Below are 26,132 nucleotides of genomic sequence, written 5' to 3'. Positions count from 1 at the left end.
TTGTGTAACAAATATAACACAACCACCGGACCTCGTCTTTTATCTTTGACTCAACTATGTTACAACGTATCAAGAAAAACAGTATTACTATTGCCGGAGTTATTGTAGGCCTTATAGCAGGCTACCTGTACTGGTATTTTGTAGGATGTGCAGACGGTACCTGCCCGATACAATCCAGCCCCTGGCGGATGACACCTTATGGTGGCCTCATGGGCGGGCTGACAGGCAATATACTACAAGACTTTGTGCAACGATACAGATACCGCAGGCATACAGATAAGCATACCCCAACGGGGGATAAGCACTTATAGATTTGACGCTTTTAGGTAAGTAAGGCTGCAACGCATAGAAATTCAGGACTTAAATATTGTACATAACGCTCTTTATATCAGCTATTTCGTATATTGATAGCCAGATGAAGAGGCTTCTGTTTATTCTGCTATTATTTACCGCTACGCCTGCCATGGCTCAATTAATATGGACAGGAGGTGTAACACATCTTACTATTGATAGTATTCCATATTCGTTTGATGAAAACTGGCTGTATCATTCAGGAGATAATAGTAAATGGGCCTTGCCGGGATATAATGATAGTAACTGGAAAAAGGTAGATCCTCGTTTGAGAAGGTCTGATGATCCTGATCTTGATTTTAATGGTATTGCATGGTTAAGGTTGCATGTAAATGTGGATTCAACGCTTGCAGGCAAAGTGATGGCTTTGACTGTGAAACAGGCCGGTGCATCTGAAATATTTATAGATGGTGAGCGTATCATAAAGTATGGAAAGATAAGTGCACCTGACAGTACTGAATATTATGATCCGAGGAGCGTACCCCTGCCGGTTACCTTTTCTACAACAGGTGAGCATGTTATCGCTGTTCGTTATGCTTGTTTTTACGCAAAAGCAGCATCTGAAAATTATGATAAATTAAGTGTTGGATTGTCTATGGGCATCGGCATGGCTAATTATTTTATTGATAGCTATGTTTCACGAATATCCATGTTGGGATTGGTTTTTCTGCTACTGTCAGGATTGTTTTTTACGCTTGCAGCAGTACATTTCCTGCTGTGGATATACCAGCGTGCTGACAGATCGAACTTGTACTTCAGTATATTCTGTTGCTCATTATTCGTAGCTTTTTTGCTGCCCTACCTGAATATGGTCATTCACGACCCTGGGTTTGGCAGGTGGACAGCATATGGTGGCGTAATTGTAACTGTCGCAGTTTGCATTTCTCTGAGTGGGTTAAGCAATGTGCTCTTTAGCAGGAAGAAATTAAGGTTTTACATTATTGCCTCTATATGTTTGTTGGCACTACCATTAGTATATTTCAATTTTATTGCAGCTGTACTATTTCTTGTATTTGTAGGGGTTTTAGTCACTTTTGAGTCAATATGGCTTACAATAGCAGCAATATACAGAAAGCAAAAAGGTGCAAGGATAGTTGGTGTTGGAGTGCTGTTTTTTACGATGTTTATCTTCCTGTTGTTACTTGGAGGTATATTCAATAGCGGTATTGAGATAAATGATGGCACACCGCAGGGCAGAGTGTTAATGATACTATTGGCGGCTGCCATACTTAGTATACCTGTTTCTATGTCTATATATCTTGCATCCAGCTTTGCTACCATGAACAGGAACCTGAATATGCAGTTAGATGAGGTTAAACGACTCTCAGCAAAGACGCTGGCGCAAGAGCAGGAAAAGCAACATATGTTGGAAACCCGTAAAGAAGAACTGGAAAAAGAAGTAGCTGCCAGAACTGAAGAGTTAGAGCGGCAACATGAGGAGCTCAAAGCAGAAAAGAATAAGTCAGATGCACTTCTTCGTAATATTTTGCCGGAAGAGATAGCCGAAGAGTTAAAGAATAAAGGCGCGTCGGAGGCGCGGTATTTCGACCATGTAACAGTGATCTTTACTGATTTTGTGGACTTTACCAAAGCCGGTGAAAGAATGACTCCCCAGGAACTTGTTGATGAATTGCATACCTGTTTTAAAGCCTTTGACGGCATAATATCACGGTACAATATTGAAAAGATCAAGACCATTGGAGATGCCTACCTGGCAGTTTGCGGATTGCCGGCCTCAAACAGTAACCATGCTGTAAACACTGTAAAAGCTGCGTTGGAAATTAGGCAGTTTATGAATGAACGCAAAAAACAAATGCCAGACAAGACCTTTGACATCAGGATAGGCATCCATAGCGGTGCCGTAGTAGCAGGCATTGTGGGGGTAAAGAAATTTGCCTATGATATATGGGGCGATACGGTAAATACTGCAGCGCGTATGGAATCGAGCAGCGAACCGGATAAGATCAATATCTCAGAAACCACCTATCAGCTTGTTAATGAACACTTTAACTGTGTTTTCAGGGGTGAGATAGAAGCCAAGAATAAAGGTGAGATGAAGATGTATTTCGTTGATAGTATTAAGGTCTGATTATATCTTTTATTTTGTTAACAATCTCTGAGCCGTAAGAAAATCAAAAGTCAATTGTTATTGGTTATCGCTCTTTATAGCAACTGTTTTTAGTTTACTATGCTGATAACCATTTTGTTACGTCCTTATATTTGTTGATTTCCTCTCTTTTTAGTTTGTTAATTGCCAGTTAACAGGATGCAAATAGAGCGTTAAGCAGAGCGTGTAATTCGTTTCAGAGTCATTTGTCGGGTCATATTTGTATCGCAAACAGCAACAAACACCGTACCGGTGGTAACCTTAAAAAGACAAACGACAATGAAAAAGATCACGATCATCACACTACTAATGCTCTCGGCAGGCACCATAGCCTTTGCTCAGAATGGGCATCATGGTAACGGAAATGGCTGGGGTAACAGCCAGAACAACAGCTCAGGCAATAACTGGGGCCAAAATGGCAACGGTAACGCCTTTGGACAAGGTAATGGTAACAATGGCAATAGTGGTAATAATGTTAGCGGTGGAAGTAGCTCGGGTTCAGGAGAAGCTGATGCTGCAACACAGAGCACTAACCTATCTCTTTCTAATGCTTTAGAGATCACCTTTACAGGAAATGGTTCTTCAATGGGGGCTGATGTAACTATCCCCTTCTCAACCGTTAATGACTACGCTAACGGTGTTGAGAGTGATGCACAGGAACTGAAAGTACGTTCTAATAAGAATTTCTCAGTAGCTGTTAAAGCTAACGCTACTAACTTCTCATATACAGGTAACACTACCCCGGCTCCAACTATGCCTGTAAGTGGTGTTCTGGCAGTAAAAGTAACAGCTAACGGTACAGGTGGTTCCATAGCCAGCCCGTTCTCTTCAACTGCTTACTCTACGCTGACAGCTTCTAACCAGGACCTGATCACAGCAGCTGACCGTGGTGGCAACCAGACTTTCAGTGTAAAGTATAAAGCTACCCCTGGTTTCGCATACCCTGCAGGTACTTACGCAGTAGACGTAGTGTACACAGCTACCCAGGAATAATAATAATTCAACAATGCAATATTCAAAAGGAGCCCCGTAAGGCTCCTTTTGACATTTAAGAGTGCCTGGATATGCTTGATAATAGCAGTGTTACGGCATTTTTGCACCGGATCTTATTTGTTAACGGCTCGTTAGCGGGTTGCAAACACATGGTTAACCGGGCTTAAATATTTCTCCAATGTGTACCGGCGTCGCATCTTTGTATCGTCAATAACGACAAACACAAACAACAAACATTTTTAAACAAACAACCAAACTAAAACAAACAAAAACAACAATTATGAAAAAGATCATCGCAATCGCAGTTTTCGCTTCAATCGGTTTCGCAGCTAACGCTCAAAACCAGGCTAACCAAACCTCTTCTGCTTCTCAAACTACCAACCTGGTACTGAGCAACGCAATCGAGATCACTTTTACAGGTAACAGCTCTGCTACCGGTGCTGACGTTACTATCCCTTTCACAACAGTTAACGACTACGCTAACGGTGTTGAAAGTGATGCACAGGAACTGAAAGTACGTTCTAACAAGAATTTCTCAGTAGCTGTTAAAGCTAACGCTACAAACTTCTCATACACAGGTAACACTACCCCGGCTCCTACTATGCCAGTAAGTGGTGTTCTGGCAGTAAAAGTAACAGCTAACGGTACAGGTGGTTCTATAGCCAGCCCGTTCTCTTCAACTGCTTACTCTACGCTGACAGCTTCTAACCAGGACCTGATCACAGCAGCTGACCGTGGTGGCAACCAGACTTTCAGTGTAAAGTATAAAGCTACTCCAGGTTTCGCTTACCCTGCAGGTACTTACGCGGTTGACGTAGTGTACACTGCTACTCAGGAATAAGTTTTGTCTCTCTCGTAATAATTAAAAAAGAAAGGAGCCCCGTAAGGCTCCTTTCTTATGTTTCATTGTCAAAGTATATTTTGTAATAATGCTTGCCGACTGCCTCGTCGTAACCTTTTTCTATCAGGTCTCGGTCGCCATGAACATAAACGTGAAAGTTCTTGTCCAGCTTGATGACGCTTTTGAACACCCGGGCTGACCTCTTAACAGCATATTCTGATATCGCAAAGTCAGTGCCCAGTTCCTTTTCATATTGTTGTTCATAATCTCTTTTATAGCTGGAAAAAGAATTGATGAGTTCCTTGTCTTCAAATACTTCGCTGGCAAAGGCTCGTTCGTCAAATTCGTTGTTGTTTTTAAAAAAATTAATGGACTTGTTCAAGTAGTCGACCTGCTGGGCTTTGGTTACCTCATATTCCTGGGGTATCTGTTTGGTAATGAATTCTTTGGTTGCCGTGAGATAGTCGGTGGTATAATGGTATTCATCAGCAGTAGCTATTATTTTCAGGAATTTATCTTTCCAGTACTGAGCCTCGTTCTTTTTATTGGTCTTGTCTATAGCAGACAATATAATGCCGTCATTTGTATTATATATGATACACCCTTTATCCATTTTGTCAACATGTATGCCTTCCTGCATATTGATCTGATAACCAGAGAATTTTTTGTCCAGGTTAATGAATACATCCCTGTGCTCTGTTTTATATATTCCGATGGCCTCAATGCTTTGGCCATTCATATGAATACCTGAGAGATAGGTTATGTGCAGCTCACCGCTTTTAATGTTGGGTGAATCTGATATCTCGTACAGGTGTTTGGCGATATTTACGGAGTGTTCAAGGAGTGTGGCGGGGTCTTCAAATACTTTTTGCGCAAAGTGCATGACGGTGTTCAGGTTTATATCACTTTCATGGTGGAACCTGTAATACTCTTCAATATCCCTGAAAGGTGCCGTGAAGTAATGAAGCAATTGTTCCTCCAGTTCATTATCCTCAATCGCAACCAGTTCTTCCGCATAGAAAAATGTGTCATCCGAGTGTTTGTTGCCTACGTAGTGGGTAGCAAGGCCGTCTATAACTGTATCTGAAAAGTCTGCTCTCAATGTTTCTTGTGTTTATGGGCAAAAGTAAAGGAATACGCCCCATAATCATAGTGTCGGGCATTTGTTAACGGGTGGTTACCCGCTTGCTAACCCACCGTTAACCGGGGGCGAAAATTTCTCCAATGTAGTTGGACATCGCATCTTTGTATCAACAAAACAACGAACAAACAAAACAAACAAAAACAATCAAACAACAAACAAAATGAAAAAGATAGTATTATTCGCATCGTTCCTTACTTCAATCGGTTTCGCAGCTAATGCTCAAAACCAGGCTAACCAGTCTTCTTCTGCTTCTCAAACAGTTCAACTGTCTCTGAGCAACGCGATCGAGATCACTTTCACAGGTAACAGCTCTGCAACAGGTGCTGACGTGACTATCCCTTTCACAACAGTTAACGACTACGCTAACGGTGTTGAAAGTGATGCACAGGAACTGAAAGTACGTTCTAACAAGAATTTCTCAGTAGCTGTTAAAGCTAACGCTACAAACTTCTCATACACAGGTAACACTACCCCGGCTCCAACAATGCCAGTAAGTGGTGTTCTGGCAGTAAAAGTAACAGCCAACGGTACAGGTGGTTCAATAGCCAGCCCGTTCTCTTCAACTGCTTACTCTACGCTGACAGCTTCTAACCAGGACCTGATCACAGCGGCTGACCGTGGTGGCAACCAGACTTTCAGTGTAAAGTATAAAGCTACTCCAGGTTTCGCTTACCCTGCAGGTACTTACGCGGTTGACGTAGTGTACACTGCTACCCAGGAATAATTTTTCATCGTTAATATCGATTTTAAGCCCTTGCGGAACAACCGCAGGGGCTTTTTTGTGTCAGTGACATAAGTGTGGTTTGTTAATGGCTCGTTAACGACTTGTAAACGGGTAGTTAACAAGCCGGTGAAAAATGCCAGCGGTTTTTTCGACGACTATATTTGTGTTAACAAACGGACAACAAACCGGAAACAAACCGATAACAATTGCCACACTTATGAAGAAGATCTTAATGCTCATTCCGCTTTGCATGCTGGTATATACAGCAGTGATAGCTCAAAACGAAGCTAACAGCAGCAGTGGTGCAAACCATGCAGCGGTACTTGCATTGAGCAATGGTATTGATATCTCTTACATGACAACAGGTGACGGTTCTGGCCAGGATGCGATTATGAGTTTTAAGACCCCGAATGATTATACCAATGGGGTTACATCAGCCAGTCAACAATTGAGGGTACGTTCCAACAGAACATTTAAAGTAGCCGTAAGGTGCGATGCCAATACCTTTGCGTACGAAGGTAATGGCAATCAGTCTCTGAATGACATGCCTACAGATGCGCTATGGCTGAAAGTGACAGCCAATAATACCGGTGGTAGTGTAAAAGCGCCCTTCAGCACATCAAATTTTGCTTCATTATCGCATAGCAACCAGGACCTGTTGGTAGACGGCAGTAATGGTGGTAACCAGACTTTTTCGGTGGTATACAAATGCACCCCGGGTTTCAACCTGCCTGCGGGCACCTACAGCATGAATGTTGTATATACCGCTACCCAGGAATAAGTTGTTTTTTTTAGTACACTGGTTGATTTCCTCCCGTTCTTTTACGGGAGGTTTTTTTATTTCTTACTTACGATATTGATCTTGCGACCTGTAGTGTCTAACGGGCGTTTTACTGTAAAATACTTATTGGCCAGGTTAATTGCATGAGGTTGTAAAATGCTTTGCAGGTCGAGCCCGGGTTGCGATAGGTACTGTGCCAATGTCTGACCTTCCGGTATCTGCAGGTCGTATCTCAATGGTACCAACCTGACATTGGTTTCACTTAACATCTCAAGCAAAAAGATATAAAAGCCTTCAGGCTGTTCCGGCCCGCCAACTTCGTAGAGGCTAAGAAACAGGTTGTTATTTACTTTACTGACGATTGCCGGCGTCATAGTACCAAACCCATGCACAATATGTAACTGTCCTTTTTTATTTGGGTCTGCCATTATAGTGTAGGCCTGTCCGGCGTTGTGGTATTTTTCGATCTTCCATGTGCCGGAAATGCTGCTGGTTAGTTCGTAAGAACCCTCGTCGACAGGAGTAGGGGAAAGGTATGATTGCGCGTATAGGCTAAAGGCATTTGCCAATAAGGTCAATAAGAAAAACAGCTTTTTCATAATAACATTTTATCGAAGATAATAAATGCGGGGTGTGAATTTATAATCAGTTTAAACAGGGTGTTTTTCACGTATGAAAATTGATTTTAATTTTTAAACTTTGTTGAAAGCTCATTTTCAAAACTAAACTATGAAAAAGATCACCCTCATATGCATGTTCTTACTGTGTTTATTCAATATTAGTACTAAGGCAGATACATCTGATAGCTTACGGGAGTTGTACAACAGAACCGCGGTAATGTCAGACTCTCTGCAGCGTATGTATGATAGCATTGCAGCACTGAAAGCAGCAGCAGCTATTGATACTTATTATGATTCATCCGCAGTAGCACGGGCTAAGGCCGATCCGTTGGGTACGATATACAAAAATGAATGGAGGATAGGTGGTAAGCCCTGGACCATTCATCCGTTTATTATGTCATTACTTGTGTTGACTATTGTGATCATTTCCTTTTACGTGGTGTTAAAAACAGCAATGCTGCGTGATCATGGTACAGACGCGAGCGGTGCTCCATTGCCGGTGGTGGAAAGGCCGTACAGTTATTCCCGTTCTCAACTGTATTGGTGGACAATGATCATAGTAGTGTGTTTTGTCCTTTTCTTTATCAAAACATGGGACCTTTTACCATTCAATATTACTTGTATTACCCTGTTAGGCTTGGGTGCTACCGTTCACCTTGGCGGAAGGATATTGGACCAGAAAGACCTTCAGGATAATAATGTTGCTATGGGGAGCAGAAAACAAGATGAAGCTTCATCTCAGCGCTCTTTCTTCAGAGATCTGTTGACAGATGGTTCCGGGCTTTGCGTACACAGGTTTCAGTCTTTGATATTCAACGTTGTATTCGGGATAGGTTTCGTTAGCTTTTTCGCAATGAACTTTGCAGCACGCAAATATCCTTTTATTGACTTTTCGGAATGGCAATTAGCCTTGTTAGGTATCAGTTCTGCTACTTATCTGGGTATAAAGGCTACAGAAAATGGTGTTACACCAAACAGAAGTCTTAAACAACAACCGGGTGCTGACAGTACTGTTAACAGGGTAGCAGGAGGTAATACAGTGGCTCCACAAGAGGAGGAGGTAGAGAGGAACACAACAGATTTTGAACAATAAACCATATCGTTATGCTGAATGGATTAGATATATCACATCATAATACAATAAATGCGCAGGTGTTGCGCGATATGTCCTGGAAGAACAGGTTATACTTCAACTTTATTAAAGCATCAGAAGGAGCCACGATACAGGACGGACAGTTTGCCAGCAACTGGCAACTAAGCCGGGATGCGGGGTTGATATGTGGTGCCTATCATTTCCTGAGGCCTTTTTCAGATCCCCTGCAACAAGCAGATAATTTCATAAGTCAATATAAAAAAGTAAGCAGGGTTGGAGTTTTTCCTCCAGTTGTAGATATAGAGTGGGCTCAATCAAGTAAGGGGGAGCAGTGGAGCCAATTAACACCTGCTAAAAGACTTACCCAGATCAAAGCATTTATGACGGCTGTAGAACACGCACTTAATGTTCAGCCTATTATCTACACTGCAGTTAACTTCTGGAATACCTATGTTTTTCCACAGTGTAGCAATGTAGATAATGAGTACTTTAAACAGCATATGGCGTGGATCGTAAACCTGAATGGTAAAGGAGCTATACCCAAACCGTGGAGTAGTGCCACTTTCTGGCAAACGCATTTCGGTGAGAACGGAACGGGTAACGATCCTTATGCGCACCTGGACCAGGATGTATTTAATGGTTCGCTGTTAGAGATGCTGAATAGTACACTGCCCGGGTTTACAGTTATGAATGGATTCCCACGGTCATACGTAGTATATGATATGCAGGACGTACTGAAAACAAAGGGTTTTATAGCCGACGAGCCAGACGGATATTTTGGTAAGAATACAGAAACAGCCGTTGTAAAATTTCAACAAGCTAACGGACTGACAGGCAACGGGATTGTAGACCGGCAGACGTGGAATAAACTATTAATGTAGGTACATTTATGATGCTATAGTTTAGTGTGATAGTAGCTGTCAATAATTATGATGAACTTTGTGATAAGTATTAATTCCGATGAAAAGGAAAGATTTTATCACATTATTGGCGGGAGCCGCGGCTATGAGTACACTATCAGGATTCAAAAGATTTACAGATGAGCTGAAAGAGCAGGAGGAGTATATGCCTGTATTGTTTGTAGGGCACGGTTCGCCTATGAACGCAATTGAAGATAATGAATTCTCGCGCAGGTGGAAGAAAATGGCTGGTGAGATACCGGTACCCAAAGCAGTGCTGATAGTATCAGCACACTGGCTGACGCGTGGTACCCATGTTACAGCCATGGAGCACCCAAAAACCATACATGACTTTGGTGGTTTCCCTGAAGCTTTGTTTGATGTAGAGTACCCGGCACCGGGTAGTCCTGCAGTGGCAGCCGAAACGGCAAAACTCATTACAAGTACTAATGTGGGTATGGATCATGACTGGGGGCTTGATCATGGCGCATGGAGCGTGGTACGACAAATGTATCCTGACGCCAACATACCCATGATACAATTGAGTATAGATTATTATAAGGAGCCGCAATATCATTATGACCTTGCAAAACAATTACAGGCTTTGCGTAAAAAAGGCGTGCTGATACTGGCCAGTGGCAACATGGTGCACAATCTGGGTATGATGGCGCTGCCCGGTGGAGACTTCAACAGGATAAATGAAGAGTATGGTTTTGACTGGGCACACGAGATGAACACCATTTTTAAAGAGAAGATTGGTAATGGTGACCATCGAGCTTTGATAGAATATGAAAAGCTGAGTAAGTCAGCCAAGCTGGCTATACCAACGCCTGACCATTATTACCCATTGTTGTACGTACTTGCTTTGCAAAGAAAAAATGAATCAGCAACCTTTTTTAACGACAAGGCACTGGCGGGCTCGCTTACTATGACAAGTGTTAAAATAACCTGATCGTCAATTTGTTGTGGCTTTACTTATGTTAATCACTCGTTAATAGATTGCAAACAGAGAGTTAACGGATGTGATATTTTTCGCATAAGTGTTAAGGGGTTGTAAGTTTGTATCAACAAATCCGGGGATAAGAGAAGAAAAATAACCCGGTAGCTCCAAAGATCATCACATCCAAACAGCTGCACAAAATCATCACATCCGACCAAGCTTCCGGGCCCCGAATAGGGGCCTTTACTTCTTTTAAGATTTTCTGTTAGGCTGGTAGTGTAAGCAGGAACGTAGTTCCTCTGCCCGGTTCACTCTCTACGACAATGTTGCCACCATTGTTACGAACAAAGTTGTAGGACAATTGCAAGCCGATTCCGGTACCTTTTTCTCCACCTGTACCCTGAGTACTTTGGTTAGGTGTCCCGTCAAATAGCTTATCTATTTGTTCCTTGGTCATCCCCACACCAGTATCAATTACCTTAATAGCAGCCATAGAACCATTCTTTTCTGCTGCAACGGTAACTGTACCGTTTACCGGAGTGAATTTTATGGCGTTTGAAACAAGATTACGCATCACCATTTCTGCCTGGTTCTTATCTGCCATAGCATATAGATTTTCAGGTACCTCCGCAACCAGTTTAATATTTTTCTGATCAGCAGCATCTTTTAATACCGCAAATGCTTTCAACGTTTTTCTGCGAATATTTATTTTTTCCAGATCTAGCGTGTGTTCACCTTTCATCTGCATTTTTGCCCACTGCAACAAGTTGTCCAGCATCAGGGTCACTGATTGGAGCTTATTATTTAATTCCTGTTTATATAACGCAAATTCTCCCGGGGTGATGATACCCTCATCAAGCATAGACATTGTTCCGGTGAGTGCGTTGATGGGGCTACGCAGGTCGTGCGATAAAACCGAGAAAGTAGTATCTTTAAAATTGTTCAGTACCTCAAGTTTTCGTGCCTGCGATTCTATTTCCTGTTTTTGTTTCAATATCAGTTCATTGGTAATACGTGCACGTTTCAAGTTTCTGAAAAACTGGAATGCAATAATACTCGCCAGTAACATGCCAACAAGTGCAGCTGCCAGCAACATGCGGTTAAGCTTTGTTTTCCCCGCTTCCAACGCATTATTCTTTTCGAGCAGGGTTATCTGTGCTTCTTTTTTTGCCAGTTCATATTCAAACTGCAGGCTACTTGCTTCTTTTTTTGCTTTATCAAGCGAGAGAGAATCTTCATAAGCTTCTTTTAACTTAGTATACTTAAGCGCATTTTTGTAATTACCCATTTCTTCATGGGTAGTAGCCAATATCTCTGCCAATTCCAATGCCTGCTGTTTCATGCCGGCTTCTTCCATCAACGCCAGCCCCTCTTCAATATATCTTAGCCCTAATTCTTTCTGCCCTTTTTTTACCAATACCTGTCCGACACCTCCTTTGGCAATAGCAATCCCCTCTATATCCTTCAATTTTTCTGAAACCTTTATAGACTCTTTATACAGGACATAAGCGCTGTCCAGTCGCCCCATATGCAGGTAGCATTCTGCGATGTTGCCTTTCAAAAGATTGGTAACATATGGTTGATTGATATCTAAAGATAAAGCCAGTGCTTCTTGCAGGCAGAGCAGTGATGAGTCGTATTTTTTTTCTTCATTGAATATGCTTGCATAGGTGGTATGGCATGAGATTACAGACCACTTGTCGGTTGTTTTTTTTGCCATATCCATTGCACGGGCAATGTATTGTTTGGCTTTGGGGTAATCTTTTAAGCGGTAGTATACATTACTCAAGTTTAGGACCGAGAGAGCAATATCATGCTGATTGTCCATTTCTTCGTGTATCTCCAGTCCTTCAAGAAAATTATTCAAAGCTTTTGAATAGGCACCCTGATCATAATAAATAGATCCGATATTGCTTAATATCCTTCCTCGTGATCGGTTGTCATCATATTTTTCAGCATATGTTAAACCTGTATCATAGTATGCCAGTGCCCTTATGTAGTCGGCCAGTCGCATGTACACATTACCTATGTTTGTATAGCCGTAGACCTTTTGGTCCTCCATACCGTTTGCATCGCAGACATCGATCGCTTGTTGATAATAATATATCGAGCTATCGTATTTGCCATTGTTAAAAAAAACGGCCCCCATCTGGTTAAGTGACCGACTCAATATATATGCATCACCCAGTTGTTGAGCAAGCGTATATGCGTCTTCAGCATATTTTTTTTGAGAATCAGCACTAATGTTCTGGTATTGTACACTTATGTGTAACATCAGGCTCACCTTAGTAGTATCGTGGGAGCCGTGGCTGCTTAGTACATGTTTCAGGCTATCTATTACACTACCATAGGATGTAATGCTCAACAGAATCAATAGTTGAGTGAAAAATATTATTTGTATTGTAGGTCTGAGTATTTGTCTTTTTACCTGTTCCAGATGTTGTTTGTTTTGCTCTTAAATAAATGATACCGGCTGATTGTCATGGAATTGTCATGACGCTTTATGGGGTAAAATTAATGTAATTACATAAATTATATAGTCTTCCATGAGTTAAATCTTTAAAATGAACCTTCTATCCTTTATATATTACGATGATAACTATGGTGTTAATTTGTTAGAATGAAAGATATTTGTTATCTTGCATGCATAGCAATTAAACGATGAAACCTCCATAATTTTTTGGATCTCCTACAGAATACAGCGGCTTTGATCTGAAGTCGATCACCTCTTGTTATTTCTTGAAACCAGGATTAAATGCCCCGAGTACCGGGAGTGTAAAGGCGCACTTTTTGCCCGGCGCATAGGTTCCTGAAACGTAGTGCAGCACATGTAGTGCAGTACCCTGCCTTGTATTTTCTTAACCTTACAAAACTTGATCAGTTATGCTAAGAGCAATGATACTGATCGTGCTGATTGCACTATTGCTCATCACGATCGTAACACAGATAGTACTGCCTATGTTTACAGACAAACTTGAGTTTTTCTGGTATTTCAAAAAAGGCAGCAGGGATGATATCATTATTCCCGCCAAAGATGAGGACCTGTACGACCAGGCACAAGATGCGACAAAGCAGTACAAACATGTGAAAGATAAGATCAGCAGACAGCGGCAAAAGCTGAAAAAGCTGGACAAAGAAACAGATGTATAATTATTAATAACAAGATTTTTAAATAGAATAACTAGTAAAAAAATGAGAAATAGTATCGGAAGAATTTCTTTACGTAAAAAAATAATCGGTGCCGTTTTAGGCATCACATTGATAGTGTTAACATTCTCAATAGGCGGTTTGTTTGAAGATGTGGATGCGGGACAAATTGTGGTGATACAAGCACCGATAACAGGTAAGCTCTCCGTGTACAAAGAGCCGGGATGGGTGGGACAGTGGTTCGGTAAAGCCACACATTATCATAAGTCCGCACAGTTCTGGTTCAACACCTCCGGTAAAGATGACCGCTCCATCAGCGTAAGGTGGAATGATGCGGGTACAGCCACCATCAGTGGTTCGGTGCGTTACAAAATGCCGTTGAGCGATGATAAGATCATCGAATTGCATAGTATCTACGGTTCTCAGGAAGCGTTGGAAAACGATTTGATAGAGACCAACATCAAAAAGTCCATCTACATGACGGGCCCGCTGATGAGCTCCAAAGAGTCTTACGCTGAAAAGCGTAGCTATCTGATACAATTGATAGAAGACCAAGCAGCCAAAGGTGTGTATCAAACCATACAAAAAGACGTGAAGGCAGTTGACCCTATTTCGGGACAAGAAAAGACCATCACCATTGTAGAGATACAATATGATACAGTAAAAGGTCTTACACTAAGGCAAGAAGTGTCTCCGCTGAAAAGCTATGGTATCACTTTGAGCAACCTTTCGATAGAAGGCATCAAGTATGATGATAAAGTGGAAGCGCAAATAGAAGCACAGCGTCGTGCAACCATGGAGGTGCAAACCGCAATGGCAAAATCCAAAGAAGCGGAACAAAGAGCTTTGACTGTTGAGAAAGAAGGTGAGGCGAAAGCCGCCGAAGCTAAGTGGGATCAAGAGGTGATAGCCGCAAAAGAGGTGACACAAGCCGAGATGCGTCGTAAGGTGGCCGAAGAGGATGTGAAAACAGCCGAATTGCGCAAACGCCAAATGATATTGGAAGGTGAGGGTGAAGCCGCCAAAAAGCGCCTGGTAATGCAGGCTGACGGTGCACTGAAGCAAAAGCTGGATACCTGGCTGAAAGCTGAAGAAATGAAATGGAATGCATTTGCTCAATTTAAAGGTAACCTTGTACCTCTATACCAATCAGGTAGTGCAGGTAATAATGGTAACAACGCAATGCAATACATGGAACTGATGGGGCTGAAAGCAATGAAAGATATATCATTGGATATGAGTACCAAATAACAAAGAGGGGGGCTGTTTAGCTCCCCTTGTTATTCGTGACCCTCGAAAAAAATGTTAGTTTTTACGTTCTGTTATCTCACAAGAAAATGAAACCGTGTCTTTCCCTTTGCCATAATATTTTACAAGTTTTATATCCTGTACCCTGGCGGTTATCCTGCCATCATCGCTGAGTACAAATGTGGCTTTACTGGTGGGCTCATTCATACTCCGGTATAATGAGCCGGATAGAAGTTCACTTACTTCGATGAATACATATTTGCTCACGGTACCAAAGCTATCTCTTGAGTTTACGATAGCATAGTCCATGGTTTTGGGCAGTCCGCCATCGTAGTATATGTCACAGCGGTTAATACTGCTGGTTTTAGGGTCGGGCGGAGCGCTTTCAGCTGTAAGGTGGAAGTCTCCGATATCAGAACGAGATGAATATTCTACATTATTGGTTGTTCCGTCCAATGTCCACGATCCCAGATCGGTTGTTTGAACCGGTTCAGGATCGGGATTTACGGTGGCATCCGGAATACATGCGTTCAGAAAAAATATCCCTCCTGCAATAATCAGAATATGTAATTTATTATTCATAATATGTAGATGTTTGAGGTAGGTTAAAGGTAATTGTTACATCAATAAGGAGTGCAAACAAGATAGATTTGTGGGTTTTTAATTTTTGTTGTTGGTAATCAATTACTTATATGTGTTTAAAAAACATAACAGCCCCTGAAATCAGAGGCTGTTATTTATTCAACTTTAGAAAAATTATTGTTTTCGCGGTAAAAGTAATATCTGTAATCAATCCTGTAGATTAAAATCTACATAAAAGTTATGGTCCGAAAAATTAGTAAGAAGGCCTGGTTGCGAAGGAAATGCCTACTAGTGTCGTCATAAAGGGTGAAAAGGTATTTTGACTACATATTAAACTTTGGTTTTTTATTCCGGTCGTAATAATTGCCCTTTGCTGTAATCAACTTTTATAAGTACTTCTATGAAAAGGATACATCTTATCATTTTGCCTGCTGTAGCATCAATTGCTATATCAGCATCAATAGACCTGGGTACCCCGGAAAATTACGCCAACCAGTCTATACCGGCTTATATAGCCAAGGATAATACACCACTGAACAATACGATCAGCGATAAGGGCGCAACACTAGGCCGTGTGCTCTTTTATGATAAAAAGCTGTCTGTCAACAATACAGTTGCTTGTGCCAGTTGTCATAAACAAAGTCTTGCGTTCAGCGATACTGCCAGTGCCAGCGCAGGTGTGAACGGAACTACTGGCAGGCATGCTATGAGACTAGTGAATGCACGTTTTGCGAATGAAACCCATTTTTTCTGGGATGAAAGGGCACTGACATTAGAGCAACAGACAACAATGCCTATTCAGGACCATACGGAAATGGGGTATAGCGGCCAGAATGGAGATCCGGCATTAGCTGACCTGATAACAAAAATGAATAACACCTGGTACTATCCTCAATTATTTACCTGGGTATATGGGGATGCAAATATCACAGAAAACAGGATGCAGCGAGCTTTAGCTCAGTTTATCAGGAGTATACAATCTTTTGACTCAAAATATGATGCTGGCATAGCACTGACAGGTAACCCTAATGGGCCATTCCAGAATTTTACTCAGCAGGAGAACCAGGGAAAACAGTTATTTATGGCAGCACCCCAGTTTGACGCTAATGGTATACGTGTTGCCGGAGGTGCAGGTTGTGCTGGTTGTCATGGAGCCCCCGAATTTGATATTGCACCTGTTTCGAGGAACAACGGTGTGACGGGGTCTTTTACTACAACTACTGATCTGACAAATACCAAAGCCCCTTCATTAAGGGACGTGGTAGATATGAATGGCAACGCATACGGTGGCTTTATGCATACTGCGGGACAAAACGGGCTAAACACATTGCTGGATGTGATCAACCATTATGATTCTATCCCGCAGGATAACCCGACCCTTGATCCTAAACTGAGGCCTGGCGGGAATCTGCAAAGATTAAGACTTACGACACAAGAGAAAGCCAACCTGGTTGCTTTCATCAGAACACTTACCGGAACGGATGTATACACCAATCCCAAGTGGTCAGATCCGTTTGTAAATGACAGCCTTACGCTGATCCCTTTAGGTATAGAACAGGTTGTTGCTGACGAACAGATAAAAGTATACCCGACAGTAACTGGCAGTAACGTAAATATTAAGTATCCGGCTACTTTGCAGGGACAAAGGATGATAATAACGGATATGAACGGACGAGTGCTCTATAACAGGGAGATAACTAACTTGGTAGATGTGTCTGCATATGCAGCCGGTGTGTACCTGATCCGATTTGAAAATGGCGAAGTGGTGAAAATAGTTAAACAATAGTTTTTCATAAGTAGGGGTATATATGAAAAGGTCCTGCCGGCATTTGCCGGCAGGACCAAATTTTTTCAAGATAAATAGGCTACAGTTTTTGAAATCTTCCGGTCGCCATTATACTCCCCGTATTACTCTTGAGTTGGTATATGTAGCTGCCAGCAGGCAGCTCATTTAAAGGTATTTCAATGATGTATTGCGATGCACCATACAAAATATTACCAGATTGGTGAACAACTCTGCCGTTAATATCTGTTACAGTTGTGTTCAATGTTTGACTTTTGTTTAAAGTTATGTCCAGGTAGACATTGCTTTTAGCGGGATTGGGGTATAGAGTAACTCCTCCGTCAAATTGTACATTTTGTACACCGAGGGCATAATTTGAGTAGCGGAATAGCTCGGTGCCAACATCACTACCCCTGGCTGAGAAATATAGGCCTAATCCCGTCGCTGTAACATTATCTATAAGGCTGCTAGTACTGCCGGGCATTATATCAGTTATTCTTACAGGATTGTTGCTTCCATCGTACATCCACAATTCAATACCGGCAGTAGTTTCATATGCACTGAAAAATAGCTTATTGTCATAAACCGCAAAATCATTTGGGGTGGCAGCACCGGACGGGTTTATTGCATATACCATTGAGGTATTATTATTCGTTGGGTCGAATTGAAATAATTGATAGGAACTGCTGTTTGCATCGTATCCATTAAAATAGAGCTTACTATTTAATACAGCCATATTGGCGCTTGGGTATACTCCGCTGCCTAACCCGGGATTAAGGTCTGTTAGTCTTTTAGGAGGATTAGTTCCGTCATATTCATATAGTTCGGTACCATATTGATCCTCTCGTGCACTAAAATATATTTTATTGTCAAGTACAGTGATGTTAGCAGGACTACTGCCAGCATTGCCAACATAAATATCTGCTACCAACATTGTCTTATCCTGTACGGGGTCATATTCATATAATTCCGACCCGGTAGCCGGTGTAAAGGCCTGGAAATATATTTTGTTGTTGAAAGCAGCAATCTCTCTTACAACGCTTCCGAGACTATCAGGGTTGACATCAGTTATTCTCTTCGGAGTTTTCATATTAGTGTTAATAACCCACATCTCGGAGCCATACTCTTTAGAGAAAGCAGCAAAATACAGGTCATCATTCAATACGGTGAGATATGTAGGGTTAGATCCGTATGTTCCAGTATATATATCTGCTGCCATTGTAGGTGGAGTATTATCATTTATATACCATAATTCATTACCATGCGCACTATCTGTTGCAACAAAATATATAGATCCTTTTATGGCAGCTAATTGCCTGATGTTTAGCAATACTGAACTTTTTGTACCTGGTTGTATGTCTGTAAGACGCATAGGGGCTGTAGTGTTGGAGAAAAATGCCCATAGCTCATATCCATGTACACTGTCATTTGCGCTGAAGTACAGGGTGTTGCCATAACCATATAGGTTACGTGGGAAAGAACTGTTGTTATAGCTACTATTTGTGTTGATGTTGAATGAATCCAGGTAAGGTTGCGAAGATGCAGCAACACAAATTGTCAGGAATAACACAAGGAATGCATATCTCATGAGTTATAGTTTCTAAAGTGATAAATGTATCTAAAATTAAGCAATGTTAACTTGGTAAAAAAAGCCGGGTCATTACATCTCTAACATCTTAATGGCTTATTAATCTTTAGAAAAACCTTGCATTTAGTTTATTTATATTATGCAACAAAACAATTTTAGAAATAAATTTTGTTATTTAAATTAAAGTTGTATATTTGCTATTGTAAACAATCTCTATGGAACCTTTGTACGAAAATAAAGTGCCGTCATTTACCTTTCCCCGGTACAATCAACCTGAGCCGGTAGGAGAAATGAAGCCTGTTAAAGTTCAGCACTGTGCAGATATTTCGAAAATAAGCACAATTAAGACCACAATCCAAAACTTTCGTACAGGGAGAATAATGACACTCGCGAGAAAAACGGCTTTGTTGTTATCTGGTAAATATCCCAAAGAATTTAAAATCAAATAATTATGATCACCGATGAAGATAATAAAGCACCACCAGGTAAATTAAAGCCCTTGTACGTTTCAAGTGCCTATATTCAAGATACTGATGAAAGCCAATTGAAGATACCTCCCGGTTATGTATACATAATCCCGCTAAACGACGGTAGTAATGAGGACAGGTCTGAAGCATTCTTTTATCCCGAGAATAAGTATAAACGTATTTACGGGAACAAGTTGAAATACACTATTATAAAAAACACAATTACCATAAACAATCACCATCAATATGAAACTCTCAATAGAACAAGCCAACAAATTACTTTCGCAGCTCACCGCAGGTGTATCAGTTGTGGAGGATGAGCAGACTGCAGATAAAGATGCTGACATTCAGTCTGTAATTATCAATATCAATGATGTGTTGTCAAAAGACCTGAAGCCGATATTGACCGAAGAAGTTAAGTCCGCAGCAGAGTCAGCATTTACTGCGCGTTATCTTGGTGCTTTACGAAGTGCCGCACACAGGGTATTCTCCATTCCGAGAAAAGAGCTGGAAGACCTGAGCCTTGAGCAGATGCTGTCGAAATGCAAAGGCGCTATCGATAGCAGGTATAACCAGACTGAAGCTGAAAAGCAGACACTCCTGGAAGCTACTGTGCAGGATTATGAAGAGCAGATAGAAAGCCTGAAAGCGCAACACCAGGAGGAATTGGCTGCCGAAAGTGATAAATACAGGCAAAAAGACATTACATCACGGTGTGTGAGCATTATACAGCAGCTACCTAGAAAAGGAGGAGATATAGATGAGCAAGCCGAAATGTTGAAGTATAAAATGCAAAAAGTATACGAGGTGCGTTATAATGAATCCAGCGGTAGACTGGAACTTTTTAAAGAAGGTCAGCCTGCTATGGTAGGTGATAACAAACCTGTCACAGACGAAGACTTTGCCCGCGAGTGGGCAGAACGGACAGGTATCCTTATGCGTGATACACGTCACATATTGCCATCGGATATTGGCACTGAGCCATGGCCTGTATTAAACACAACCGATACGGATCAGCCCGGCATGAATGCTATTGAGGCCTGGGCTGAAGGCTAGTGTGTCGGTATCTCGCTTTTACTCCACTACTATTTCAAATTATTCCGCAGCCGGACGCGGCTACTGTAAACAATACGTTACAGGCTATTTTCAAGTTCGCGCCTGAAGCGATGCAATAATTTTTTAACTCTATTAACTATATAAGCCATGAGCTTTAAGAATGCCATGCAGGCAACCCAGAAAAGTATTTTGCAGTACGCTAAGCAAGGACAGCCTTACGAGGTTTTATCAGCATTGCTGGCAGCAAGACAATTTAATACCACCATAAACGAGACTGACCTGCAAGCTGAAGCAGGAAAAAAACGTCAACTTAAGATCAATTATTACCCGCCCGTATGTACCGATGATGGTACGGGTACGGAAAGTATCTGCGACCCGGGAATTGTCGTTGAGCCGAAACAGGTGTTTTTTGAGATATCACGAACTACTGCATCTGCTGTATATCAATTGAATAGGGATGATGTTCGTTATGTGGATGGTAATTATACATTCAGTGATCATGCCAGGGCGGCTATTAATGCAGCATTACCGGCAGTAAGACGCAAACTCGCAGTTGAGGCTGCAGGATTACTCGTAGCAGCTACAGGCTTGTTGCCTGACGGTAACGAGGCCCGTATGTTGCCTTTTATGGATAAAACAACAGGCAATGTCAACCCTGTAGGTCTGTGGGAAATAGAACGCACTTATCGTGACGCAGGATTTTCAAATCCGTTCATTGTAGGTGGTACTGATGTTTTTCACTGGCGCAAAGCCGTAGAAGTAGGCGGTGTGAATGATCAGGGACAGAATATAAGCCGTATTGGTCGCAGCAATGCTTATTACGATAGCTTGATAAATGATGCGTATGCTGATACGGATACGGAACATATCCTGACGTTCGATCCGCAGATGCTGAAGTTTGTCAGTTTCAGTAAAAATGCCGGAATATTCGCAACAGACCTTCAGAATATTGATGCAATTGATACAATATATCAACGTGGAGGTACTGACTATATACAAGGTGTACTTGCAGACCCTATTACAGGTTTGCTTTGGGACCTGGACGTGAATTACGATAAGTGTAACTACCGTTGGACGTTCCAATGGAAACTGGAGTGGGATATATTTTTTATGCCCCCTGCAGTATGTAACATCCCCGGCGTGAATGGTGTGTTCCACTATACGACATGTGCTCCGGTAATATTTGAGTGCCCTACAGGAGGAACACCTTTGACAGGAGCATCCAGCGATACTTATGAATGGGACACATCTGGTGAGGTGACATTCCCGCTGTATGTAAACAAACTGACAGTAGCCGGCCAGACCTCTTATCCTAATCAGACGGTTGCCGATGCGGGCGAACTGAAAGACTTGTTCAATGCAAGTATTACAGGTTATATGTTCGCCATTGATACTACCAAGATCACTTATACAGGATATAGTGCTATTACAGGAAAAGTAAATGATGCTACTGATATTTCCTTCGCAACAGCCCCTTAATTATCCCACCATGAAAGCCCCCCCGTACAGTAGCGCGGGGGAGCTTTAATCCTTAAATATTTAAAGAACTATCAACATGAACCAATTACAGAATATTATTTCAGTACGGGATGTTTGCGCAGGTGAACAGGTAGAATCCCTGAGTGGGCTTGACCTGATGGACGCCCCCGAAATATCGGCAAAGAACCTGGCAAACATTGCCAATGAGGAATACGTATCAGGCCTGAACCTGGCAAAGAAAAAAGTAGTGCAGGCGTTGATTCTGGTACGTAATGACCTGATGAGTGTTATGGCGGCAAATAAAGTAATACCTGACCTTTCTGTCAAGCAGTACACCACAGGCGAATTCAAAACAAACATTACTTACCCCGAAGAAACTAAAGAAAGGGGGGTAGTGCTATACAAAAATAGTAAGATAAGGGGAAAGCTGAGAAAACTCGTGATACACAATGTGCAGGTGTATGCACTGGCAAATGCTGAAGGTGTGGAACTGAAAATATATGACGACCACTCAGGGGGAATTGTCAGTACTTATAATATTGACCTGGAGGCAAATAAGGTGAATACATTCAATATAGAGTATGAACTGAAGGGCACATTTGCTCGTGTGCTGTTGGACGGGACAAATGTATCCGTATGCAGTAGCTATCTGACATGCTTTACAGGGTGTAATGGGAGAATGCCTAATGATTGTGGTTACACAAAAGGCTGGTATGATACTAAAGAGATAACCAGCAAAGAGGGGTTCGGCATCAATCTTGAGTTTAGCTGTGGCTGCGAATACGGACAACTGCTGTGCGACATGGCACAAACATACGTAGGAGAGATAGTATGGCTGAAAAGCCGGGTGCTACTTCTTGAAGAACATTTGCGCACCAATCGCCTGAACAACTGGGTGGTGTATGGCAGGGAAGAGACAAAGAACTACCTGGCAGACCTGGAAGATCAATATCGTGATAAATGGCAAACATTTATCGGAGCGATGCCGGGCATACTAAAACAATTTAACGATGACTGCCTTTTGTGTAACGGCATCAGGTGGGTGACAAACGTTTGATAAACTATAAATCAAAGCAACATGATAACATTTTTATTATACACGATTGTGGCATGGGTAGCTAATGCCTGCATAGCGAAGATATTATACATCAGTATTCAGCCCGGACAATGGCTGGACAAATTGCTGAACTGGCAGAACAGGTTGCATGCATGGGATATGCAAGGCAAAGAATTTTTGGTGAAGGCAGGAGGTATGTGTGAATTGTGTTTCAGTCATCTGGTAACGTTCACCGGGTTTTGGATATACCTGTTCTTTATGAGAGAGGCTGTTGGTTGCTGGGTAACCATGAACGTTGAGACATCGATTGGAATATTGGTCATCAATTTTACCTGGTACCTCTGCTATATAGCCGTAGGAACAAATATGGCATTGTATTTCATTACCAAACTCTACAGGTCATGACACTGGAAGAATACAGGCTGTTTCTTGAAGCTCTGGCAGAAAAGAACCGTAGGGAAAAGGTTGCTCAAACAGGCGGTAAAAACACATTTGCAAATAAGCAGCTGAAAAAGAAAAGATTTACAAAAACTAAAAACACCAACCATGCAAAACGAAGATTTTGAATACCTGAGAGACCATATACTGGAGCATAATAAGTACTTCTCTACAGGCTTTGCAAATGCTTTTAAGGATGATACAACTGATGCCATATTGATAAAGGACGGGAAAGATATGCGCCGTATTATGTTTGCTGATGGCTTAGGTAATTATTTCTATTTGCGGAATGATACCTGGTCGAAATATGAAGCAAAAGAACAGGAGCGTGTGACAGATAATGGCGCACAAAACATATCGTGCCTTGATACTATGAGCGTGCACCTGGTGGCCATTGTGAATAATGCCGATGCATACAGGCTGATAGAAAACCTGCGCAACACAGTGATGATGTATGAGCCGCTGAATATATTGCCGGTAACCAGTACGTGGAACAGAGAGCAGGTAGTTGCAAGTGAGTTGTACGGCATGCCAATGGAAGACATAAATGCCACACTGCAAAGACTAACAGACGAAACAATAGTCAGGCTTTCGCTAAGCGTTTCAAAGATGTTTATTCCCGGAAATTGTATTAAAGAACCTTTTAATTATTAAACCATGAGTACAACCAACCTGGTTAACCTGGGAGAGATACCCGTTTGCAGCATCGCTGTTATATTGCCTGTAACAGCAACAGATACGGGCACCTGGGCTTTTATGACCACATTCAACGGAGCTTATCAATACATCCAGTTCACAGCAACACAGGGCGAGAATATAGTAGTGCCTGCCGTACTGAATGAAGACTATAATTATACCTTCAAACTGTATAAGCCTGACAACACTATTCTGAATGATACAAATTACTGTGCCAAAACCATACCCATACTGCCTGGTACTGACTATGTATGCCCGGCTGTAGTTGGAGATGGAGTACCTTTTACTACCGGCAAAATAGAATTTGTGGCCACTGAAGGACAAGCCGAAGCCAGTTATGTTCAGCTAACCAATGCTAAGCAGGTAGTGGTTTTTATAGAAGGTGCCATCAGGCAGGAAGGAGCGGGCGACGAGGCATATATTTTCTCACAACCTGATACGACCATTACATTTAATACTCCTCTTATGGAGGGGCAGAAAATAACGATCATTTATTTTAAATAGCATAACCATGAGAACAATTATTATAACATTGCTGATATTGACATTACAAACAGCACACGCCCAAACCGGTGTTTTGATGCAACGATATTATATTGCCGGCTCGTTGTCGCTGGGGCAGAATAACCGGGCTTTTTCTGATAACTCTGCCTGGCTGCAAATGGGTACAGATACAACAGACAGGGGCGTCTTATTTCCCAAAGTATTGTTAGACAGTATCAATACTTCAGCAAGGGGACTGTACGTTTATGATCTCGCCGATTCGGTTTTGTATCATTTTGATGGCACAGATCGAGTAAGATACATGACCTATAAGGATACATCATTGATAAAACAACTCATTACAAACAACCTGCCGGACCTTAGCACAACAGCATTGAAGAGCGATACAGCACGAGACCGTTTTATTGCCACGTATAATTATGTTGACAGCATTGCTGCCGGAAGAATCCCCTTCAGCGATACCGCCGGCACATTGGCAACAAGATCATTTCTAACGGATAATTATTTTGCTTCAGGCGGTAATAGTTTTGGAGTAGATGTCTCATTGGGGATCAAAGATGGCCATAAATTGGATATTCTGACTAATAATACATCGCGTATGAGCATTTTTGCAAACGGGAACGTGAGTATTGCTTCAGCAACTGATGCCGGGTATAAATTCAATGTAAATGGTACGGCAAGGTTTACCCAGGAAACAACACTTAACAATGGACTGTATTTTGATAATAACTCAGCGGGTATGAATATCTATTCCAGTGTATCAGCAGGTAAGGGCATGAGCATTGGCAGCTATAATAGTGGTTATGAGCCAATGAATATAAAGATAGGGTATAACCTGAGCGGCAGCAACAATAATAAGCAGTATATATTGAATCTTGGTTTTTACAATGACGCTGTTGCAGCAAATTATTATTCTACAGTGGTTGGTTCATACAACTCTGTTTTAGGTGCAGACGCATATGCGCAAGTGTTTGGTGCTAATAATGTGATCAATTATTTGCCAAACTCCGTTTCAGAAGGTACTTCTATTATAGGAGCAGGTAATCAGGTATTGCATCATTTTTGTGCAATTATGGGGTACAACCAGGTGACTACTGCAGATAACCAGTTGATACTAGCTCAGTCACGATATAACGGTAGTAGTTGTGGATTCAACGATGTTTATTTCGGTACGGGTCCGCGAAGTGGACAAGCTACCAAAATAGGCAGTAATGTAACTATCAATGGTTCAGGTGCAGGAGTTGACAGTAATATACAGGGAGGTGTGCTACGTCTTGCAGCGGGCAAAAGTACAGGCGCAGCATTACCACAAGATGTCATTTTTGCTACAACCCAAGCCACTATATCAGGTACTGCATTACAGGCCCTGGTGGATAGGTGGTATATAAAGGGAGAGACCGGCAGATTCTCAAATAATTCGGCTCCGACATCAATGATAGATATCGACGGAACTAATGGGTATGACCAGTTGCGCATCCGCAGATCGTATACTCCTGTGTCAAATCAGACACGAATGGGAATACAGGCGATATAGCGTGGGATGATAATTACCTGTACCTGAAAACAACAACAGGTTGGAAAAGAACAACACTAT

The 26,132-nt window shown here is 41.8% G+C and carries 25 protein-coding genes; 20 read left to right on the top strand and 5 right to left on the bottom strand.

The window, feature by feature from the left end; genetic code table 11:
- Positions 1–56 precede the first annotated feature (56 nt).
- The 4 genes from H6550_13740 to H6550_13725 all read left to right on the top strand — a co-directional run bounded on the left by H6550_13740 (position 57) and on the right by H6550_13725 (position 4,292).
- On the top strand, positions 57–311 hold the full coding sequence (locus tag H6550_13740) for a hypothetical protein (protein ID MCB9047190.1): 255 nt from the start codon (positions 57–59) through the stop codon (positions 309–311).
- Positions 312–415: 104 nt separating this feature from the next.
- Positions 416–2,440 (top strand): hypothetical protein, encoded by a 2,025-nt coding sequence (locus H6550_13735; GenBank protein ID MCB9047189.1) that lies wholly within the window; start codon positions 416–418, stop codon positions 2,438–2,440.
- Between the two features lie 297 nt (positions 2,441–2,737).
- Positions 2,738–3,451: a hypothetical protein gene (locus H6550_13730; GenBank protein ID MCB9047188.1), complete on the top strand. Its 714-nt coding sequence runs from the start codon at positions 2,738–2,740 to the stop codon at positions 3,449–3,451.
- Between the two features lie 280 nt (positions 3,452–3,731).
- Complete coding sequence (locus tag H6550_13725; GenBank protein ID MCB9047187.1) at positions 3,732–4,292, top strand: hypothetical protein; 561 nt, start codon at positions 3,732–3,734, stop codon at positions 4,290–4,292.
- 55 nt (positions 4,293–4,347) lie between these two features.
- On the opposite strand, the gene H6550_13720 is transcribed toward H6550_13725, so the two are convergent.
- Complete coding sequence (locus H6550_13720; GenBank protein ID MCB9047186.1) at positions 4,348–5,394, bottom strand: nucleoid-associated protein; 1,047 nt, start codon at positions 5,392–5,394, stop codon at positions 4,348–4,350.
- A gap of 202 nt (positions 5,395–5,596) precedes the next feature.
- Here H6550_13720 and H6550_13715 point away from each other — a divergent pair, with 202 nt between their 5' ends.
- Both H6550_13715 and H6550_13710 read left to right on the top strand, forming a co-directional pair.
- Positions 5,597–6,160 carry a hypothetical protein gene (locus tag H6550_13715; protein MCB9047185.1) on the top strand — a complete coding sequence of 188 codons (564 nt, stop codon included), beginning with the start codon at positions 5,597–5,599 and terminating at the stop codon, positions 6,158–6,160.
- 217 nt (positions 6,161–6,377) lie between these two features.
- Positions 6,378–6,941 (top strand): hypothetical protein, encoded by a 564-nt coding sequence (locus tag H6550_13710; protein MCB9047184.1) that lies wholly within the window; start codon positions 6,378–6,380, stop codon positions 6,939–6,941.
- 56 nt (positions 6,942–6,997) lie between these two features.
- On the opposite strand, the gene H6550_13705 is transcribed toward H6550_13710, so the two are convergent.
- Positions 6,998–7,540, bottom strand: a complete 543-nt coding sequence (locus H6550_13705) for a hypothetical protein (protein MCB9047183.1) — start codon at positions 7,538–7,540, stop codon at positions 6,998–7,000.
- Between the two features lie 130 nt (positions 7,541–7,670).
- Between H6550_13705 and H6550_13700 the strand changes: the two genes are divergently transcribed.
- The 3 genes from H6550_13700 to ygiD all read left to right on the top strand — a co-directional run bounded on the left by H6550_13700 (position 7,671) and on the right by ygiD (position 10,505).
- Positions 7,671–8,654 carry a hypothetical protein gene (locus H6550_13700; protein ID MCB9047182.1) on the top strand — a complete coding sequence of 328 codons (984 nt, stop codon included), beginning with the start codon at positions 7,671–7,673 and terminating at the stop codon, positions 8,652–8,654.
- Positions 8,655–8,665: 11 nt separating this feature from the next.
- A complete protein-coding gene (locus H6550_13695; GenBank protein ID MCB9047181.1) occupies positions 8,666–9,535 on the top strand; it encodes a peptidoglycan-binding protein in 870 nt (289 codons plus the stop codon).
- Between the two features lie 124 nt (positions 9,536–9,659).
- Positions 9,660–10,505 (top strand): 4,5-DOPA dioxygenase extradiol, encoded by an 846-nt coding sequence (gene ygiD, locus H6550_13690; GenBank protein MCB9047180.1) that lies wholly within the window; start codon positions 9,660–9,662, stop codon positions 10,503–10,505.
- A 253-nt stretch (positions 10,506–10,758) separates the two neighbouring features.
- Here the strand turns inward: ygiD and H6550_13685 are convergent, their stop codons facing one another.
- Positions 10,759–12,858 (bottom strand): tetratricopeptide repeat protein, encoded by a 2,100-nt coding sequence (locus H6550_13685; GenBank protein ID MCB9047179.1) that lies wholly within the window; start codon positions 12,856–12,858, stop codon positions 10,759–10,761.
- 518 nt (positions 12,859–13,376) lie between these two features.
- On the opposite strand from H6550_13685, the gene H6550_13680 reads away from it, so the two are divergent.
- On the top strand, positions 13,377–13,643 hold the full coding sequence (locus H6550_13680) for a hypothetical protein (protein ID MCB9047178.1): 267 nt from the start codon (positions 13,377–13,379) through the stop codon (positions 13,641–13,643).
- Between the two features lie 42 nt (positions 13,644–13,685).
- Positions 13,686–14,891 carry a hypothetical protein gene (locus H6550_13675; protein ID MCB9047177.1) on the top strand — a complete coding sequence of 402 codons (1,206 nt, stop codon included), beginning with the start codon at positions 13,686–13,688 and terminating at the stop codon, positions 14,889–14,891.
- A gap of 54 nt (positions 14,892–14,945) precedes the next feature.
- Here the strand turns inward: H6550_13675 and H6550_13670 are convergent, their stop codons facing one another.
- On the bottom strand, positions 14,946–15,470 hold the full coding sequence (locus H6550_13670) for a hypothetical protein (protein MCB9047176.1): 525 nt from the start codon (positions 15,468–15,470) through the stop codon (positions 14,946–14,948).
- A 400-nt stretch (positions 15,471–15,870) separates the two neighbouring features.
- On the opposite strand from H6550_13670, the gene H6550_13665 reads away from it, so the two are divergent.
- A complete protein-coding gene (locus H6550_13665) occupies positions 15,871–17,256 on the top strand; it encodes a T9SS type A sorting domain-containing protein (protein ID MCB9047175.1) in 1,386 nt (461 codons plus the stop codon).
- A gap of 79 nt (positions 17,257–17,335) precedes the next feature.
- Here the strand turns inward: H6550_13665 and H6550_13660 are convergent, their stop codons facing one another.
- The gene (locus tag H6550_13660; protein MCB9047174.1) at positions 17,336–18,841 is read right to left on the bottom strand and encodes a T9SS type A sorting domain-containing protein; all 1,506 of its coding nucleotides are present in this window, start codon (positions 18,839–18,841) and stop codon (positions 17,336–17,338) included.
- 713 nt (positions 18,842–19,554) lie between these two features.
- On the opposite strand from H6550_13660, the gene H6550_13655 reads away from it, so the two are divergent.
- The 8 genes from H6550_13655 (at position 19,555) to H6550_13620 (ending at position 26,072) form a co-directional block, all read left to right on the top strand.
- Positions 19,555–20,364 carry a hypothetical protein gene (locus H6550_13655; GenBank protein ID MCB9047173.1) on the top strand — a complete coding sequence of 270 codons (810 nt, stop codon included), beginning with the start codon at positions 19,555–19,557 and terminating at the stop codon, positions 20,362–20,364.
- A gap of 147 nt (positions 20,365–20,511) precedes the next feature.
- Positions 20,512–21,843 (top strand): hypothetical protein, encoded by a 1,332-nt coding sequence (locus tag H6550_13650; GenBank protein ID MCB9047172.1) that lies wholly within the window; start codon positions 20,512–20,514, stop codon positions 21,841–21,843.
- Between the two features lie 76 nt (positions 21,844–21,919).
- Positions 21,920–22,900, top strand: a complete 981-nt coding sequence (locus H6550_13645; GenBank protein MCB9047171.1) for a hypothetical protein — start codon at positions 21,920–21,922, stop codon at positions 22,898–22,900.
- Positions 22,901–22,921: 21 nt separating this feature from the next.
- Positions 22,922–23,305 carry a hypothetical protein gene (locus H6550_13640; GenBank protein MCB9047170.1) on the top strand — a complete coding sequence of 128 codons (384 nt, stop codon included), beginning with the start codon at positions 22,922–22,924 and terminating at the stop codon, positions 23,303–23,305.
- Positions 23,302–23,466, top strand: coding sequence for a hypothetical protein (locus H6550_13635; protein MCB9047169.1), 165 nt, complete (start codon positions 23,302–23,304; stop codon positions 23,464–23,466). Before H6550_13640 ends, H6550_13635 begins: the two co-directional genes overlap by 4 nt.
- Complete coding sequence (locus H6550_13630) at positions 23,447–23,992, top strand: hypothetical protein (GenBank protein ID MCB9047168.1); 546 nt, start codon at positions 23,447–23,449, stop codon at positions 23,990–23,992. The genes H6550_13635 and H6550_13630 overlap by 20 nt, the downstream gene beginning before the upstream one ends.
- A gap of 3 nt (positions 23,993–23,995) precedes the next feature.
- Complete coding sequence (locus tag H6550_13625) at positions 23,996–24,538, top strand: hypothetical protein (GenBank protein MCB9047167.1); 543 nt, start codon at positions 23,996–23,998, stop codon at positions 24,536–24,538.
- Positions 24,539–24,545: 7 nt separating this feature from the next.
- Positions 24,546–26,072 carry a hypothetical protein gene (locus H6550_13620; protein ID MCB9047166.1) on the top strand — a complete coding sequence of 509 codons (1,527 nt, stop codon included), beginning with the start codon at positions 24,546–24,548 and terminating at the stop codon, positions 26,070–26,072.
- Positions 26,073–26,132 lie beyond the last annotated feature (60 nt).

The organism is Chitinophagales bacterium (genome assembly GCA_020636495.1).
GTDB lineage: Bacteria > Bacteroidota > Bacteroidia > Chitinophagales > Chitinophagaceae > UBA5543.
This window is presented reverse-complemented; position numbering and strand designations above follow the sequence as displayed.

What these genes read in the sequence shown, in the direction of transcription:
- H6550_13700 (MCB9047182.1), top strand. Translation starts at nt 7,671, where the DNA reads ATGAAAAAGATCACCCTCATATGCATGTTCTTACTGTGTTTATTCAAT.
- H6550_13660 (MCB9047174.1), bottom strand. Translation starts at nt 18,841, where the DNA reads ATGAGATATGCATTCCTTGTGTTATTCCTGACAATTTGTGTTGCTGCA.
- ygiD (MCB9047180.1), top strand. Translation starts at nt 9,660, where the DNA reads ATGAGTACACTATCAGGATTCAAAAGATTTACAGATGAGCTGAAAGAG.
- H6550_13705 (MCB9047183.1), bottom strand. Translation starts at nt 7,540, where the DNA reads ATGAAAAAGCTGTTTTTCTTATTGACCTTATTGGCAAATGCCTTTAGC.
- H6550_13640 (MCB9047170.1), top strand. Translation starts at nt 22,922, where the DNA reads ATGATAACATTTTTATTATACACGATTGTGGCATGGGTAGCTAATGCC.
- H6550_13735 (MCB9047189.1), top strand. Translation starts at nt 416, where the DNA reads ATGAAGAGGCTTCTGTTTATTCTGCTATTATTTACCGCTACGCCTGCC.
- H6550_13680 (MCB9047178.1), top strand. Translation starts at nt 13,377, where the DNA reads ATGCTAAGAGCAATGATACTGATCGTGCTGATTGCACTATTGCTCATC.
- H6550_13730 (MCB9047188.1), top strand. Translation starts at nt 2,738, where the DNA reads ATGAAAAAGATCACGATCATCACACTACTAATGCTCTCGGCAGGCACC.
- H6550_13620 (MCB9047166.1), top strand. Translation starts at nt 24,546, where the DNA reads ATGAGAACAATTATTATAACATTGCTGATATTGACATTACAAACAGCA.
- H6550_13675 (MCB9047177.1), top strand. Translation starts at nt 13,686, where the DNA reads ATGAGAAATAGTATCGGAAGAATTTCTTTACGTAAAAAAATAATCGGT.
- H6550_13665 (MCB9047175.1), top strand. Translation starts at nt 15,871, where the DNA reads ATGAAAAGGATACATCTTATCATTTTGCCTGCTGTAGCATCAATTGCT.
- H6550_13670 (MCB9047176.1), bottom strand. Translation starts at nt 15,470, where the DNA reads ATGAATAATAAATTACATATTCTGATTATTGCAGGAGGGATATTTTTT.
- H6550_13635 (MCB9047169.1), top strand. Translation starts at nt 23,302, where the DNA reads ATGACACTGGAAGAATACAGGCTGTTTCTTGAAGCTCTGGCAGAAAAG.
- H6550_13695 (MCB9047181.1), top strand. Translation starts at nt 8,666, where the DNA reads ATGCTGAATGGATTAGATATATCACATCATAATACAATAAATGCGCAG.
- H6550_13650 (MCB9047172.1), top strand. Translation starts at nt 20,512, where the DNA reads ATGAGCTTTAAGAATGCCATGCAGGCAACCCAGAAAAGTATTTTGCAG.
- H6550_13715 (MCB9047185.1), top strand. Translation starts at nt 5,597, where the DNA reads ATGAAAAAGATAGTATTATTCGCATCGTTCCTTACTTCAATCGGTTTC.
- H6550_13655 (MCB9047173.1), top strand. Translation starts at nt 19,555, where the DNA reads ATGAAACTCTCAATAGAACAAGCCAACAAATTACTTTCGCAGCTCACC.
- H6550_13625 (MCB9047167.1), top strand. Translation starts at nt 23,996, where the DNA reads ATGAGTACAACCAACCTGGTTAACCTGGGAGAGATACCCGTTTGCAGC.
- H6550_13645 (MCB9047171.1), top strand. Translation starts at nt 21,920, where the DNA reads ATGAACCAATTACAGAATATTATTTCAGTACGGGATGTTTGCGCAGGT.
- H6550_13725 (MCB9047187.1), top strand. Translation starts at nt 3,732, where the DNA reads ATGAAAAAGATCATCGCAATCGCAGTTTTCGCTTCAATCGGTTTCGCA.
- H6550_13710 (MCB9047184.1), top strand. Translation starts at nt 6,378, where the DNA reads ATGAAGAAGATCTTAATGCTCATTCCGCTTTGCATGCTGGTATATACA.
- H6550_13630 (MCB9047168.1), top strand. Translation starts at nt 23,447, where the DNA reads ATGCAAAACGAAGATTTTGAATACCTGAGAGACCATATACTGGAGCAT.
- H6550_13740 (MCB9047190.1), top strand. Translation starts at nt 57, where the DNA reads ATGTTACAACGTATCAAGAAAAACAGTATTACTATTGCCGGAGTTATT.